General features: G+C 42.6%; 11 protein-coding genes and 1 pseudogene. 6 read left to right on the top strand and 6 right to left on the bottom strand.

All coding sequences use genetic code 11. The features are described from left to right. The first annotated feature begins 67 nt into the window (after positions 1-67). Positions 68-688: an LOG family protein gene (locus AC6CHI_RS15090; RefSeq protein ID WP_498122344.1), complete on the top strand. Its 621-nt coding sequence runs from the start codon at positions 68-70 to the stop codon at positions 686-688. Between the two features lie 66 nt (positions 689-754). Here AC6CHI_RS15090 and AC6CHI_RS15085 read toward each other — a convergent pair whose 3' ends face one another. Next, a complete protein-coding gene (locus AC6CHI_RS15085) occupies positions 755-1,720 on the bottom strand; it encodes a hypothetical protein (protein ID WP_498122270.1) in 966 nt (321 codons plus the stop codon). A gap of 330 nt (positions 1,721-2,050) precedes the next feature. Here AC6CHI_RS15085 and mdtD point away from each other — a divergent pair, with 330 nt between their 5' ends. The 4 genes from mdtD to AC6CHI_RS15065 all read left to right on the top strand — a co-directional run bounded on the left by mdtD (position 2,051) and on the right by AC6CHI_RS15065 (position 6,226). Further along, entirely contained in the window at positions 2,051-3,442 is a 1,392-nt protein-coding gene (gene mdtD, locus AC6CHI_RS15080) for a multidrug transporter subunit MdtD (protein WP_498122268.1), read from the top strand. Between the two features lie 76 nt (positions 3,443-3,518). Then, entirely contained in the window at positions 3,519-4,289 is a 771-nt protein-coding gene (locus AC6CHI_RS15075; RefSeq protein WP_498122267.1) for a glycoside hydrolase family 25 protein, read from the top strand. 123 nt (positions 4,290-4,412) lie between these two features. Continuing rightward, on the top strand, positions 4,413-5,468 hold the full coding sequence (gene dinB / locus AC6CHI_RS15070) for a DNA polymerase IV (RefSeq protein WP_498122265.1): 1,056 nt from the start codon (positions 4,413-4,415) through the stop codon (positions 5,466-5,468). Positions 5,469-5,869: 401 nt separating this feature from the next. Then, the gene (locus AC6CHI_RS15065; RefSeq protein ID WP_100242609.1) at positions 5,870-6,226 is read left to right on the top strand and encodes a RidA family protein; all 357 of its coding nucleotides are present in this window, start codon (positions 5,870-5,872) and stop codon (positions 6,224-6,226) included. Between the two features lie 39 nt (positions 6,227-6,265). Here AC6CHI_RS15065 and AC6CHI_RS15060 read toward each other — a convergent pair whose 3' ends face one another. The 3 genes from AC6CHI_RS15060 to AC6CHI_RS15050 all read right to left on the bottom strand — a co-directional run bounded on the left by AC6CHI_RS15060 (position 6,266) and on the right by AC6CHI_RS15050 (position 11,167). Then, on the bottom strand, positions 6,266-6,805 hold the full coding sequence (locus AC6CHI_RS15060; protein ID WP_498122263.1) for a DUF2726 domain-containing protein: 540 nt from the start codon (positions 6,803-6,805) through the stop codon (positions 6,266-6,268). Between the two features lie 326 nt (positions 6,806-7,131). Further along, positions 7,132-9,531 (bottom strand): YgiQ family radical SAM protein, encoded by a 2,400-nt coding sequence (locus tag AC6CHI_RS15055; protein ID WP_498122261.1) that lies wholly within the window; start codon positions 9,529-9,531, stop codon positions 7,132-7,134. 268 nt (positions 9,532-9,799) lie between these two features. Further along, positions 9,800-11,167 (bottom strand): MFS transporter, encoded by a 1,368-nt coding sequence (locus tag AC6CHI_RS15050; protein ID WP_498122260.1) that lies wholly within the window; start codon positions 11,165-11,167, stop codon positions 9,800-9,802. A gap of 244 nt (positions 11,168-11,411) precedes the next feature. Between AC6CHI_RS15050 and AC6CHI_RS15045 the strand changes: the two are divergent. After that, positions 11,412-11,956 (top strand): annotated as a pseudogene (locus tag AC6CHI_RS15045) (NADPH-dependent FMN reductase). Between the two features lie 897 nt (positions 11,957-12,853). Here AC6CHI_RS15045 and AC6CHI_RS15040 read toward each other — a convergent pair. Both AC6CHI_RS15040 and AC6CHI_RS15035 read right to left on the bottom strand, forming a co-directional pair. Further along, on the bottom strand, positions 12,854-13,438 hold the full coding sequence (locus AC6CHI_RS15040; protein ID WP_498122258.1) for a hypothetical protein: 585 nt from the start codon (positions 13,436-13,438) through the stop codon (positions 12,854-12,856). Positions 13,439-13,699: 261 nt separating this feature from the next. After that, positions 13,700-15,049 (bottom strand): MFS transporter, encoded by a 1,350-nt coding sequence (locus tag AC6CHI_RS15035; protein WP_498122257.1) that lies wholly within the window; start codon positions 15,047-15,049, stop codon positions 13,700-13,702. Positions 15,050-15,539 lie beyond the last annotated feature (490 nt).

Genomic DNA, 15,539 nt, shown 5'->3' with positions numbered 1-15,539 from the left:
GCAGTGTCATATTTCTTGCATAAGCTAGAGCAGCCAACAAGAAAGTGATAAGGTGAAACAGAGAATGATGAATAGCGTATTAAAAATGACTGTAGAACATGAAAAATTAACTGTGAAAACAACTCAACCCTTAATTGCGCTTTATTGTGGTTCACGTTCTGGTAATCGGCCTATTTATAAGGAAAAAGCCATTGCACTGGCTGCTGCCATTGCAGAACAGGGCTTTGGTCTGGTCTATGGTGGCGCCAGTATTGGTTTAATGGGGCAAGTCGCAGACAGCGTGATTACACACGGGGGTGAAGCCGTGGGGGTAATTCCAGAATTTATGCTGGACTATGAAATTGCACATAATCAACTGACCGAATTACATGTGGTTCGAACCATGCATGAGCGTAAAGCCATGATGGCGGAACGTGCCAGTGCCTTTATTGCCCTACCTGGTGGCTTAGGCACTTTTGAAGAAATTTTGGAAGTTGCCACATGGGGTCAACTCAATCAGCATCAAAAACCCATGATGCTGTATAATGTCAATGGCTTTTATGATGCCTTGATTGCCCAGCTCGATCATGCAGTACAAGAAGGCTTTTTGCCCCCTCAACACCGTGCCAAACTGATTGTCTGCAACCATGCCGACCAGATTTTAAATGCTTTAAAGAACCTAAAATCCCCTGCGCACTTCGTAATTTAAACTCATTCCAGCCACAAAAAAAGCGAGCATCTTGCTCGCTTTTTACATGAAACAGGCTTTGTAAGCTTAACCCGAGATCTGTTGATACAGCCACGGCAAACCAGTCGCCAACAACACACTGACAGCCAAACCAAACATCAACTTCATGGCGTCTTTGCTGACATTACGCGAAGTACGGTATTTATTGACTTCAGCCAGATGCATCGACATCGCAAATTCACGACCAGCGAGCAAACCGAGGAAGACCCAAGTGGTACTCATTGGAATATTGCTCCACTCTTTGAAGACCAACAAGATTAAAGCGTACATGAAGTCGATAATCGTAGCTGAACGAATATCCGCAACCCCAGTTTTGGTATCGATGATGTTTTGAATGGCTCCACCACGGCGGTAAAAAATCCAGCCCAGCAACACCACAAAAACCAGAATACCGAAAATTAGGAATTCAAATGAAACCTGACGGGGTACATAGACAAAAATGTTGGCTAAATCTTGAATCAGCCACTGACTCCATAAAAAGGCAGTCGATACCCACTGTAACCCCACCCAAATATTTGAAGGTTCCTTATGACGGGTTTTATTGAGATAAATGGTAATCCCTTTTATAACAAAGCGATAAACCACAATCGCAGCCATAAAGGCAACCGCATAACCCATCATGGATTTGGTCAGCATTGAACTTAAGCTGCTTGGAGAAAAGATCGTCAGCACTAAAAAAGTGGTACTGACTGGAATCCCATAACGGGTCAGTAAAATCAATAAAATCGGTGGGACAATATACAGCCACGTAATGCCGGTTTCTGGGAATGGAATGGTTTCCAAACGTCCATAAGACGCATCCCCTGTACCTGAAGCATACCAACCATATAACAATACAACGATCAGAATACTGCTGGTATATAACCAAAGAACCCACCAAGGGCGGTGTGCATTGGAGGAAATAAAGGTCCCCAAAGTTTGTGGCACATCATTTCCGACAATTGAGTAAGCTGCTAAACAGAAGCCTACAATCATCAAAATCTCGATTGTCATAAAACCTTAACCCTTGTCAGTAAAAAAAGGCCCCCTGATGGGGAAGGCTCATAAATTATGACATTTTTATTTCATTTTAATGACATTATCATGACCAGCGTATCACCACCACCAATATGAATTTTTTTATCCTTAATTTTCATATTGTTAGTCTTTAATCTAAAGCCCATAAAATTGCGAAGCAATTGCCAACCCACCTAAGAATTAGCGCAAACTTCAGTACCAAATCTGCGACCTGACCCAAGTTCTCTGCGATTTTTTGAGCATTTTTAAACCGCTCTTTGCTATGATGATCTTCCAAATTTCATTGATTAATCACATATCCAATCTATGAGCCAGTCACCTGCACATCAAGCCTTACAACCTGAATACCGCTTGCTGGTTCTGTTGGTCTCGATTGGCTTTTTCATGCAAGCCCTCGACACCACCATTGTGAATACGGCCATTCCTGCGATGGCGGCCAATTTGCAAGAAGATCCGCTAAATATGCACAGCGTGGTGGTGGCTTATGTCTTGGCCGTCGCAGCCTGTATTCCACTCAGTGGCTGGTTGGCCGATCGTTTTGGGGTGCGCCATACCTATCTGGCGGCAATTATCATCTTTACTCTGGCTTCACTGGGTTGCGGGCTTTCGCAAAGTCTCAATCAACTGATCGGATTTCGCATTCTGCAAGGCATAGGTGGTGCCTTATTACTCCCTGTCGGGCGTTTAGCCATGCTCAAACTGATTCCCAGAGAACAGTTTTTATCGGCCATGAGTCTCATGAGTTTGGCAGGATTGATTGGTCCCTTAATCGGACCAACTCTTGGCGGTTGGCTCGTCGAGGTGACCACTTGGCACTGGATTTTCCTGATTAATTTACCCATGGGGCTATTAGGTATTGTGGTGACCTTAAAAGCACTACCGAATGCCACTGAGCCGAGTGTACAAGCTTTCGATTTTAGTGGTTTTCTTTGGTTAGTGCTGGCCATGGTTGGACTCTCCTTAGGCATTGAAAGTTTCGCCAATACAGCACATGGACATTGGCAAGGACTGGGGCTGGTCGGACTGGGGCTCATCAGCACCCTGATTTATGCCTATCATGCCCATAGCCATCGCAATGCCCTGTTCCGCAGTCAACTCTTTCAAAATCGCATGTATGCGATTGGGATCTTAGGCAACTTCTTTGCCCGTCTGGGTGGCAATGCCTTACCCTTTCTCATGCCCTTAATGCTGCAAGTGGCCTTTCAGTTTGAGCCTTTCATCACAGGTCTATTGATGATTCCTACAGTGCTCGGTTCTTTAGCCTCTAAACCTCTGGTTCGCCCCCTGATTCAAACATTGGGCTATCGGCGGGTGCTGATTATCAATACTCTGCTGGTGGGGAGCTGTATTGCCAGCTTTGCACTCACCACCGCTGACACGCCATTGTGGCTGCGCACGCTACATTTCTTTGTGTTTGGCTTACTGAATTCGACTCAATTCGTTGCCATGAATACCTTTACACTCAAAGATCTTTCAGCACAAAATGCCAGCAGCGGCAACAGCTTTCTGTCTATGATTATGATGCTCTCGATGACCATTGGCGTTGCACTGGCTGGAACCTTGGTAAATCTGTTTACGGCTCACTATGGCGTTGCACAGGTTACCAGCGCATTCCATCTGACCTTAATCTGTTTGGGAGCCATCAATATCATTACCGCAGCGATTTTCTGGCAAATTCCAAAACATCATCACGGATGATGCCTTACTAAAATCGGGATATCGTCGTGCTAAGCATCGGGTTATCATAGCAACACTGAATCAGATCAATAGACATATGAGTAAACCGACACGCAGCAAAAAATCCAACTCCTTGATTGCATCCTGCCTAGGACTGGCTACATTTGGTCTTGCCGTTGTACTTTATGTTTTTATTTTTCATCAAAATCCTGCCTCTGCTCAAGAATTTCCAGTCCAAGGCTTTGATGTCTCACATCATCAGGGCGAAATTAACTGGAAACAAATTCCACGAAAAAAATTCCAGTTTATTTATTTAAAAGCCACAGAAGGGGGCGATTTTAAAGACCGCAAATTTCAGGACAATTGGCTGCAAGCCCGCGAGCAAGGATTTTTAGTGGGTGCTTACCATTTTTATCGGCTCTGTCGCGATGGCAACATTCAAGCTCAAAATTTTATTGAAACCGTGCCCAACAAACCCGATGCACTGCCGCCTGTGATTGATCTGGAATATGACAGTGCCTGTATTAATACCTATACCAAAGAGCAACTACTGGCTGAAATTCAGGTCATGCATGACCAGTTGCAGCAGCATTATGGCAAACAACCGATTTTCTATATTTCCAAAACGTTCTATAACATTGTGTTGGCAGGTGAATTTAAACATACGCCACTTTGGGTTCGTGAATATCAAGGTCAACCCGAACTCAAAGGCAATCCCCAATGGACCTTCTGGCAACATAGCAATCAAGGCAAAATTCAGGGAATCACTAAACCAGTCGACCTGAACGTCTTTCATGGTTCAGTCTATGACTGGGACATCTTCTTACAGAAAAACGGACTGCAACCTGTTCGCCCAACTACACCATAATGACGGCCAATACGGCGTCTTGCGTTCTAGACGTCATCGTCTGTCGTACAGCTGTGCCCTAAGCTATTCTGCCGCAGAAGATCATGGCATACTCACAGACTGAGGTAGCATGATTGAAACGATATGAGAAAAATCATACATATTGATATGGATGCCTTTTTTGCATCGGTGGAGTTAAGAGATCGTCCCGAACTCCAGCATTTGCCTGTCGTTATTTCATCACATCATCCGCGCGCTGTGATCGCTGCAGCCTCTTACCCTGCCCGCCAATTTGGGCTGCGCTCCGCCATGTCCATGAGCCAAGCCAAAAAGCTGTGTCCTCAGGTCGTGGTCATCGAACCCAACTTTAATAAATATCGCGACGTTTCGGCTCAGATTCACACCATCTTTCAACGCTATACCACGCTGATTGAGCCACTCTCCTTAGATGAAGCCTATTTAGATGTCACAGAAAATCTATATCAGCTTCCCAGTGCCACCGAAGTGGCGCAGCGGATTCGTGCTGAAATTTTTCAGGTGACCGGTTTGACTGCTTCTGCTGGGGTTGCACCGAATAAGTTTCTGGCGAAAATCGCCTCGGACTGGAACAAACCTGATGGCCTCTGTGTGATCAAGCCCAGCCAAGTACAAAGTTTTATTCAAAATCTAGCCTTAAAAAAAATTCCAGGCGTCGGTAAAGTCACCCAAGAAAAATTAAAGCAGATGCAACTGAAAACATTGGGAGATTTACAACAGATTGATGAAAATACCCTGATTCACCACTTTGGCAAATATGGACGACAACTGTTTTTATATGCGCAAGGAATTGATGAGCGTCCCGTACAGACCGAACGTGAACGGCAACAAATTTCTAAAGAAACCACCTTCGATCAAGATTTTAGCTTGGCACAGTGCCAGCCTTATTGGGCTAAGCTGGCGCAACAAGTTTGGGAAAGTTTGAATAAAAAACACCTACTCGCACGCGGCGTGACCGTCAAATTGAAATTAAAAAATTTTCAGGTTCTACAGCACAGTAAGAGCTTTAAAACCCCCTTACAGCGTTTGGAAGACTTGCTGCAAGTGTTGGTAAAGTTACTGAATGAAATGCATATTCCCAGCAACTATGAGTTCCGATTGATTGGTGTCGGGGTCTATCAATTAAGTCCTGATGATGCACAACCGCAATTGAGCCTGTGGTAGGCACTGCATTTTTGTTGTTTTTTTAGGCAAAAGGATAAAAATACAACAATTAGCTCTACACTTTTTTTATTTTTAGGTTAACCTAGTTCACGCGATACATTATCCATGTAAACGCTGAGATGCTGAAAATCACCTTTACTTTTAGCATATTGTCCTGTGATGAGTGCGACGATCCAATCCCCGTATTACAGGACAACTCTGAACATCAACATGGGTTATGTCTATTCCCCCGATAACTTCCTCGCATTTAAATCCCGCTCTTTTTTCCCATTAAAACTCGAAATTCTTGCTTAGAACCCGCTAAACATCAATATGTCCGCTAGGTTGTGACCATAAATCCCCATTTGCAGATGAGATCGAATCACGTAAACTGCTTGTTCTCTTTACATCATGGAAATCACATGACGGTTCAACGTTTACATGTCGAAAAGCGTTTTTCTGAAATTGCTATTTCAGGCAACTTGGTTCATCTCGCAGGGCAATTGGCTGCAGATACAAGTCTGGATATTAAAGGTCAGACTCAACAAACTTTAGACATTATTGACCGTTTTCTGGCCGATGCAGGTACAGACAAACGTCATATTCTGTCTGTCATGATTTTTCTAAAAGACATTGAAAATGACTATGCAGGCATGAATGAAGTCTGGGATGCTTGGTGTGCCGATATGCAAGCCCTACCACGAACCTGTGTAGAAGCAAAAATGTATACGCCTGATGTATTGGTCGAAATGACCGTGGTCGCTGTACGCCCCGAATAATCTGATACCGACAAACGCGAATTGATATTCGCGTTTGTTTTAACCCCAGACTTTTAACTTACGCTTTTCATGATAAAAATTATATTTTTTTAATGAGGTATCTAATTCTTGTGCCTCTGTCTCATGCCAGTCTTTACGTAATTCACCAAAAAAATCGCGTCGAATTTGCTGATACGTTGGCACTTCATCATAACGAATCACACGATAACCCGCCATGGCCAGCAACGCATCTTTATACTGTTTCTGCTGCAAACGCTTTAAAACATTGGGGTCATTCAAACCAATAATCGCCACAATTTGATGTGATGCATCAAGCACCACAAAATCCGCCAATAAATTCCGATACTTATTGCGAGTACGGCTGTATTTAGTGGTGATTAAAGCATCATAGGAAACCTGCGCCAAAATAGTATGCGTCGGCAAGGTTTCTTTTAGACGAGCAAACGCCAGCTGTTCATTCAAACTGAACACTGCACGCCGCTTAAGCACACTATCCTGTTGTTTTGACTGGTTATTCAGACCTTTAAACACCATAAAACTAAACAACAATAGGAGACCAATCAGTAAATACATACTCATACATTTATTCCTTTAATCTTTTCTTATAATCCTGTGGCTTTATATCGATTTTTTTTGCCAGTCATCGATTATAACGCCGCTTTTGTTATTTAAACGTTCAAGTGAAAAAAATACATTCATCTTGACGAAATTATTATAAAAAACTGACTACACATCACTTGACGAGAGATATCTTATGGAGATGCTGTTTAGACACATCTAGCCTCAGTCCAATCACTTTAGCCTAATTTTCCTGCCAGATGCAATTCATCTTAAGTCTTGGGTTAAATAATTCCGACGAATAGAAGCCAAAAAAAAAGACGCCGAAGCGTCTTTTTTAATCCATCTTAAGCTTTCGCTTTCGGATTTTTTCTTTTCTTGGCTGCATTGGCATTAAACGGACGTTTCTCGCCTGTTTCACGTGGCGGTAAACCCGTATGTTGGGTCAAGACTTGTCCTTTTTTCGGACGGTTATTTTGACCTTGAGAGTTCGAATTGCGTGTCGCAACCGTGCTGGTTCGTTTCTGTGAATCACCCGCAACCGTAGAGTTTTTCTTACGTGCCGATTTATATTCACCCTCGGTTCCCTGTGGTTGATAGGTTGGAATCAAATGCTGTTTTGAATTACCAATTAGGTCAGCACGCCCCATCTCCTTCAATGCTTCACGGAGTAATGGCCAGTTGTTTGGATCATGGTAACGTAAGAAGGCTTTATGCAAGCGACGACGTTTTTCACCTTTCACAATGTCAACATCTTCGGTGTAGCGAGCCACCTTGGCCAATGGGTTTTTACCCGTATGATACATGGTGGTTGCCGTTGCCATTGGCGATGGATAGAAGGTCTGAACCTGATCGGCACGGAAACCATTTTTCTTTAACCACACCGCAAGGTTCATCATGTCGTAATCGGTGGTGCCTGGGTGCGCTGCAATAAAGTAAGGGATCAGATATTGCTCTTTACCGGCTTCTTTACTGAAACGATCAAACATCTGTTTGAAACGGTCATAAGTCCCGATTCCCGGTTTCATCATCTTGGACAATGGACCTTTCTCGGTATGCTCAGGCGCAATTTTGAGATAGCCACCGACGTGATGCTGAACCAGTTCTTTCACATATTCAGGGTTAAGTACAGCCAAGTCATAACGTAGACCCGAACCAATCAGAATCTTTTTCACGCCTTTAATTTCACGAGCTTTACGATACAACTGGACTAAAGGTGCATGGTCGGTATGTAAGTTCTGACATACGCCTGGATAAACACAAGACGGCTTACGACAGTTCTTTTCAATTTCTGGGTCTTTACAATGCAGGCGATACATGTTGGCCGTTGGACCACCCAAATCCGAAATAATCCCTGTAAAGTTCGGCGCAGTATCGCGAATTTTTTCAATTTCGCGCAGAATCGATTCTTCCGAACGGTTCTGAATAATACGCCCTTCATGTTCGGTAATTGAACAGAAGGTACAGCCACCAAAACAGCCACGCATAATGTTGACTGAGAATTTGATCATATCAAATGCAGGGAAACGCGCATTGCCATAAGCAGGATGCGGTAAACGGGCATACGGTAAATCAAACACATAGTCCATTTCTTCCGTGGTTAACGGAATCGGCGGTGGATTAATCCAGACATCTCGCTCACCATGACGCTGAACCAAGGCACGTGCATTACCCGGGTTGGTTTCCAAATGCAAAATACGGTTGGCATGCGCATACAACACCTGATCATTTGCCACCTCTTCAAACGATGGCAAACGAATCACTGCAAGTTCACGCGGTGGTAATTTGTGTTTAATTGCTTTCGAAGGTGCCGCTCTGAGCTGGACGATTTGCGTATCGGCATCCAGTTGGTCGCCTTCACGCACGATCGGATTGGCGACAATTTCTTTTTGAAAATCTTGATATTGTGCTAAAGAGTTGCCTTTTTCTTTTTCAACTTCACAGCCATCAATATCTTCGGTCATCACATAAGGGTTGATGATCGGGTCAACACGACCAATCGCATCGACATCATTTGAAGCAATTTCAACAAACTGCGCTTTAGAGGCACGATTATGTTTATTCACAATAAAAGCAGTCCCACGAACATCGGTAATTTCGTGGATTTTTTCACCTCGGGCTAAACGGTGCATCACTTCAACAATTGAACGTTCACCATTGCCATACATCAATAAATCGGCTTTCGAATCCATCAAAATTGAACGACGAACTTTATCTGACCAGTAGTCATAGTGCGCAATACGACGCAATGAGCCTTCAATCCCGCCGAGTAACACAGGCACATCCGGGAACGCTTCACGCACACGTTGGCAATAGACTGTTGCGGCACGGTCTGGACGCTTGTTGGGAACATTGTCTGGTGAATAGGCATCATCGGAACGAATCTTACGATCAGCCGTGTAACGGTTAATCATCGAGTCCATGTTGCCTGCCGTCACCCCCCAAGCAATATTCGGTTTACCCAAAACACGGAATGCATCCGCATTGGTCCAGTCGGGTTGTGCAATAATCCCGACACGGAAACCTTGTGCTTCTAAAGTACGGCCAATAATGCCGGAACAGAATGACGGGTGATCAATATAGGCATCACCACAGACCAAAATAAAGTCGCAACTATCCCAACCGAGTTGATCCATTTCCTCGCGTGACATCGGCAAAAATGGTGCGGGTTCAAAACATGACGCCCAATATTTGTCGTAATCAAACAACGCTTTTGGCGCAGTCTGCATGGTATAAGCAGTAGACATGGCTAGCAATTCTCGGCTGGCAGATGGAAGATCCAAAAATAGATCAAAGATGAAAGCCGATCATTTTACCATGAATTCCACTCATCTTGCTTGATTAAAATATATACAAAAACAAGCATCTAAAAATTAATCATACTTTGAAAATTAAAGCCCTGTGCATTCAATGCATAGCACGCTTGACGATTAATCCACATACAAAAACCACCCTTTCAATTGCCGAAGCATCTAGCAGGTGGTCTGTTTTTTCGAGTAAGTCTAGAATGTGTGATTAATTCACGACTGAACGTTTAGAGGTCTGTATTGCAGCCTGTTCTTGGGAAGCCCCATCCACCGATGCTTTTAGATTCACCATAAACACCGCCAATGCAGCAATCACGCCTGGAATTGCAATCACCAGAAAATTCATTTGATGCGGCAACTGTAACGTCAGCAAAGCACCCGTCAAGATGGGACCGACAATCGCACCGATACGGCCAATGCCCGATGCCCAGCCCATACCTGTAGAGCGAACTGCTGTTGGGTAAAACTGAGCCACAAAGGTATACAGTAAAATTTGTGAACCAATGGTGGCAGCGCCAGCAATCGCAATCAAGCTATACAACACCGCTTGCGGGCTATTAAAACCCAGTAGGATCAAGGCTAAAGCACCTACGGTAAACATAATGCTAAGCACTGGTTTAAGATGAAAACGATCCGCCAAAGCCCCACCGCCAATTGCACCGACCATACCGCCAATATTCAAGGCAAACAGGAACAACATACTGGCACCCAGTGAATAACCCGCCTGAATCATTAATTTTGGCAACCAGCTACCCAATGCATACACCATCAATAGGCACATAAAGAAAGCCACCCAAAACATCAAGGTACTGAACAGGCGACCTTGCTGGAACAAGGCACGTAAAGGGGCTTCATCGCCCGCAATCACATCATTTAACACAAACTGGGTGTCTGCATGGATTGTTTGTTCAGGGCTGATTTTTTGCACAATGTGACGAACTTGTTCTGTTGCACCTTTTTTGGTTAAGAACATTAAGGATTCTGGTAAAAATTTCCAAATGATAGGTAAGGCTAAAAAAGGCACGCCCGCAATGATGAACATGATTTTCCAGCCATAATCTGTGACCAACCATGCTCCCAATAAGGCTGAGGCCATGCCACCAATCGCATAACCACTAAACATCACTGCCACCAAAGTACTACGAATACGTTTCGGCGCATATTCAGTCATCAAGGCCACTACATTCGGCATCACCCCGCCAATACCTAAACCAGCCAGAAATCTTAAGATGCCAAATTCAACAGGCGATGAAGCAAAGGCCCCTAAAAAAGTAAAACCACTAAAGATCGCGACACAGATCATAATGGTTTTCTTCCGCCCCAATTTATCCGACAGGGTCCCGAAACTCATGGCGCCAAACATCATCCCAAACAATGCCGTACTGGCAAGTAAACCCGCCTGTACCGAGCTCAGCCCCCACTCCTGCATCAGTAAAGGCAAGGCCACGCCATAAATGACCAAGTCATAACCATCAAAAATAATAATCAGTAAACACCAAATCAAAACACTCCAATGAAAGGGTGTAAATTTGGCTTCATCAACCACCGTATTGATATTCAAGTTTTGCGTACCCATGCTTCACCTCCAAGCTGTGAAATCGTCCAAAATTAGACCTCCACAATGCGGTAAAGCTGCTTTATTGTCCAAAACCGATTACATATATAGATATGCTGCAAAGGTATGCAATTACTTAATTATTCACGTTTTTATCATGTTCAAGATATGAAGCATACGATGCTTAGGTATGCTTCACCCAGTTACACTCGGAAAACCTGCTGCATCTGCTTAATTTAACAACAAGAAAAAGATTGGAATACGTATGCTTATTTGCATGATTGTTGGCCGTGTTCATGAAGGCCGAACTGCGATTAAAGTAGCCAGCTGGGTCAATGACTGTATCCCGCGCTTGGCATGCAATGAGCTTAATTAAGTTAATGGATCTAAAACCATCGGACTTACCCTTTTTTGTAGGTTCACATCGGCCTGCGACAGGCCCTTATGATCAACCGAAACAACAACAATAGGCAGATAAAATTGCCTTAGTTGATGGCTATATTTTTATCAGTCCTGAATATAAACATGGTTATAGCTTGGTACTGAAAAATGCTTTGGACTATGTGGAGGGAAAGAATGGCAAGCGAAGCCTGCTGCATTCACCAGTGATGGTGCGATGTATGGTTCTCGCTCAGTCAGTCAAATCCGTCCAATCACTTCCAGCTTCGGCATGATTGATCCGAATGCCGTATTAGCAATACGCGATATGTTAAATGTAATGAACAACAAAGTTTTGAAGCAAATGAATTTGAAGTGCAAACACTGGCATCTCTGCTAGATAAGCTGCTTCAATATGCATCACGAGGCTAAATCACAGAGTATTAATGCTTTTAAAGATAAGAAACCCTGTGCCACAGCGTTTCTTATCTTGATTTGATGCTTATTGGCAAAATTGTTAACTCGACTCTAATGACCTATTGTTACTATCTCGATCTAAAATCTGATATTGATCACTCAATACCTGAGGTTTAGGGCTGGATCTCCTTGCTTAATCGATTGAATGTTTCAGTTAAAATGTCCTCCCTCTTGCTGCTTTGAATTGACGCTAATCATGCCCGTCGTCTCCATTTATATGTAGGCAGCCTTCCCCACACTTGTGGTAGAGGCGATTGTAGATTTAAACCCGTTCAATAAATAATATCGATTGATTTTCCATGGATGGGCTGGTGGACAATCATAATGAGGAATAACGACATTATAAATTGCTGGAATTCTTCGCCAAATGATGGAAAGCCGTCGTGAATTGAGGGTTATTGTTGTTCCCATGAGGATATCCTCTTGTCGCTCCTTTTCACGCTTAAATTGCGTGAATTATTCATGCTTAATCAGTTAAATCTCCTGAGGTGAATGAAATAGAAATAAGAAAAAAACAAGGCATTCGTCTATATCAACACCCCTATTTTTGTATAAATTTCACTCAATATAAGCCTGACTCAAGCAACAATCAAGCGTAGACAATTGCTACATTTTGAGACAGAGTGTGCCGTATTTTCCGGTTTCATCTGCAAGTATGAACTGAGATGAACTTCTAAAGCGCAAGCTGATATCTTTGTTTACACTTTGATCCGTTTAAATAAGAAATGAACCATGTCTGGAAAAAAATAACTCGAACTCCCAGATTGAGGCTTGCGTAAAGCACCAGCATAAAACGATGCCACCAGCTAAATTAAAGTCCGATACCTTTCAATAGGCAAACGGCAAGAGGTTTCAATACGATTTCGGTGATTGAACCCAAGCAGCCCAAAGCGTTAATATTAAATTAAACAGCGTAATGACCGCACGCTTACGCTTATTCACTGTCATTAAAAAAATTAAAGGCACTATCCCCACCAGCATCATTAACAGAATCCCCTGAGATAATAACGATTCAGAAAACATCCATAAATCGATTAATACTGCAACCCAGCCCCAAATCGCTACAGCAATTAGTGCGCCACGACCATGCCAGCCCTGATGCTCGTCATAACGTGCACCGATTTCCCCCTCCTGATGTGGAATAACCAAGGAACCAGCGAAAAAAAGCGTCAATGACAAAATAAGCAAACCGAGAAACTCGGGCAAAGTCCAGATCCGAATTAAATTTGGAAGCTCAATAATGGCCCACAAATATTGAATCTGCCAAATGAAAATACAGGCAGCCCAAGTGAGTGGTATCCAATCTAAGGAAGAATCCCGTCGTGATCTCACCAATAGGGTTGTATCAGAACAAAGCCGGGTGATCCCCAAACTCAAAATAATGGATGGGGCAACCCAAACGGCACGAAAAGCAGATTCAGCGGACTGTAGTTCCACGTGCAAAATCTCCAAATATCTTTAATTATATGAACACTTATTTTTCTTCTTTAACAACTTTAACTTAGCCCATATTCCAAGCCAAAACAATCTGATTCAGCATATCACCCATATGGGCAACTGCAAAAAAAAAACACCCAAATCTTTTGATTTGGGTGCTTTTTTGCTGGATTCTTAAGGGCGCAAACTAAAGGCTCTAGTGCTCTAAGCTCTATTTACCTCCAGACCAAATTTGGCAGAATCCATATTCAAATGCACGGCTTAAGCTTTCGCCGCCACAGAAGCACTATTTTTGATCTTCTCGATGTCAGTTTCATCCATAATCAATGCCACAGCAATTGCAGTAATCAAGACTGGTAAACCAACTGCCATGAAATTGAAATGAGCTGGCAAATTCATACCAAGCAAAGCCCCAATTAAAATCGGACCGACAATTGCCCCCATACGACCAATCGCTGATGACCAACCGATGCCTGTCGAGCGTACCGCCAATGGATAATATTGCGCCACATAGCTATATAACAACATTTGCGAACCAATCGACGCTGCACCCGCCAAAAATACCAGCATGTAGAGCAAGAACTGATTTGTTTGAAAGCCCATCAAGCTCATAACAATCGCCCCCATAATGCCTAAACACATCAGCACAGGTTTTAAGTGGAAACGATCCGCCAGTACACCACCACCAATAATGCCAACTACAGCACCAACATTCATCGTCATCATGAACATTAAGCTATTACTCATAGAATAACCCGCAGCCATCATCAGTTTTGGCAACCAACTGCTTAGGGCATACATGGTGAGTAAACAGGTAAAGAACGCCAACCAGAACAACAACGTGTTCATCGCTCGACCACGTTTAAACAGGCTCACCACATTCGCCGCTTCTGGCTCACTGGTTTGATGTAATGCAAAAATTGTATCGTTCGTGATTGTTAATTCTGGTGCTAAACGGGCCACGATTGGGCGGGCTTGTTCTTGCTTATTTTCTTTCACAATAAAAGTTAAAGATTCTGGTAAGAATTTCCAGATCACAGGCAGCAAGAATAAAGGAATCCCCGCGATAAAGAACATAATCTCCCAGCCAAAAGTTGGCGTAAAAGCAGCTCCCAATAATGCTGCCATCACCCCACCAACGGCATAACCACTGAACATCGTAGTTACCAGAGTACTACGCATGGTTTTTGGAGCATATTCTGAAGTGAGTGCAACCAGGTTAGGCATGACCCCGCCAATCCCTAAGCCTGCTAAAAAGCGTAAAATTGCAAATTCAGTAGGATTCGAGGCAAAACCGCCAGCAAAAGTTAAACCACTAAAAAGTACGATACAAATCATGATGACTTTCTTACGACCAATTTTATCGGCCAAAGAACCGAAGGTCATTGCACCAAACATCATGCCTGCTAGTGCAGTACTGGCGAGCATACCTGCTTGTACAGCACTTAAACCCCACTCATCCATCAATAAGGGTAAAACCACCCCATTAATCGCTAAATCATAGCCATCAAATAAAATAATCAGTAAACACCATGCTACGACATTAAAATGAAATGGCTTAAATTTTGCGTGATCAATAATATCATTTACATTAACTGCTTTAGCTGACATTACCCACCCCCTGTGAATCGATTGTTTCATTGCACTTTAACTAGCGCCCTTCGGTTTTTATAATCTGAAAATCCAGTTTAAACAGAAGTCATTCACTAAAGTAATTTAAGCAATATTCACATAATTTATACCAGTATAAAAATTCAACATTAGTCTAATTAACGTAAATAAATATAAGCCACGAAATATACATTTTATTAAGATATTGATATTTAATGATTTAATAAATTTTAATTATTTAAAAATAATCCACCACTTACGATATTTAAATCTATTATTTTAATAGTACTTAAATAAAAATTTAAAAAAATTAAACCCAAAAATTAATAAGATAAACCCATAAATCAAGACATGCTTAAAATATGCTAGAACCTAACCACATAATCAATTTTTAAAAGAATAATAACCAAATTAAAGTTCTTATTTTATTTAAAACCGAGCTTTTTATTTATATTGATTCGATTCCTTCTTATATTTATTAATTTCCGCT

This window comes from Acinetobacter sp. GQ146 (assembly GCF_059758585.1).
Note: the sequence above shows the minus strand (reverse complement) of the source record. Positions and strands in the feature narration are given on the sequence as shown.

What these genes read in the sequence shown, in the direction of transcription:
- AC6CHI_RS15090 (WP_498122344.1), top strand. Translation starts at nt 68, where the DNA reads ATGAATAGCGTATTAAAAATGACTGTAGAACATGAAAAATTAACTGTG.
- AC6CHI_RS15055 (WP_498122261.1), bottom strand. Translation starts at nt 9,531, where the DNA reads ATGTCTACTGCTTATACCATGCAGACTGCGCCAAAAGCGTTGTTTGAT.
- AC6CHI_RS15075 (WP_498122267.1), top strand. Translation starts at nt 3,519, where the DNA reads ATGAGTAAACCGACACGCAGCAAAAAATCCAACTCCTTGATTGCATCC.
- dinB (WP_498122265.1), top strand. Translation starts at nt 4,413, where the DNA reads ATGAGAAAAATCATACATATTGATATGGATGCCTTTTTTGCATCGGTG.
- AC6CHI_RS15065 (WP_100242609.1), top strand. Translation starts at nt 5,870, where the DNA reads ATGACGGTTCAACGTTTACATGTCGAAAAGCGTTTTTCTGAAATTGCT.
- AC6CHI_RS15035 (WP_498122257.1), bottom strand. Translation starts at nt 15,049, where the DNA reads ATGTCAGCTAAAGCAGTTAATGTAAATGATATTATTGATCACGCAAAA.
- AC6CHI_RS15085 (WP_498122270.1), bottom strand. Translation starts at nt 1,720, where the DNA reads ATGACAATCGAGATTTTGATGATTGTAGGCTTCTGTTTAGCAGCTTAC.
- AC6CHI_RS15050 (WP_498122260.1), bottom strand. Translation starts at nt 11,167, where the DNA reads ATGGGTACGCAAAACTTGAATATCAATACGGTGGTTGATGAAGCCAAA.
- AC6CHI_RS15060 (WP_498122263.1), bottom strand. Translation starts at nt 6,805, where the DNA reads ATGAGTATGTATTTACTGATTGGTCTCCTATTGTTGTTTAGTTTTATG.
- mdtD (WP_498122268.1), top strand. Translation starts at nt 2,051, where the DNA reads ATGAGCCAGTCACCTGCACATCAAGCCTTACAACCTGAATACCGCTTG.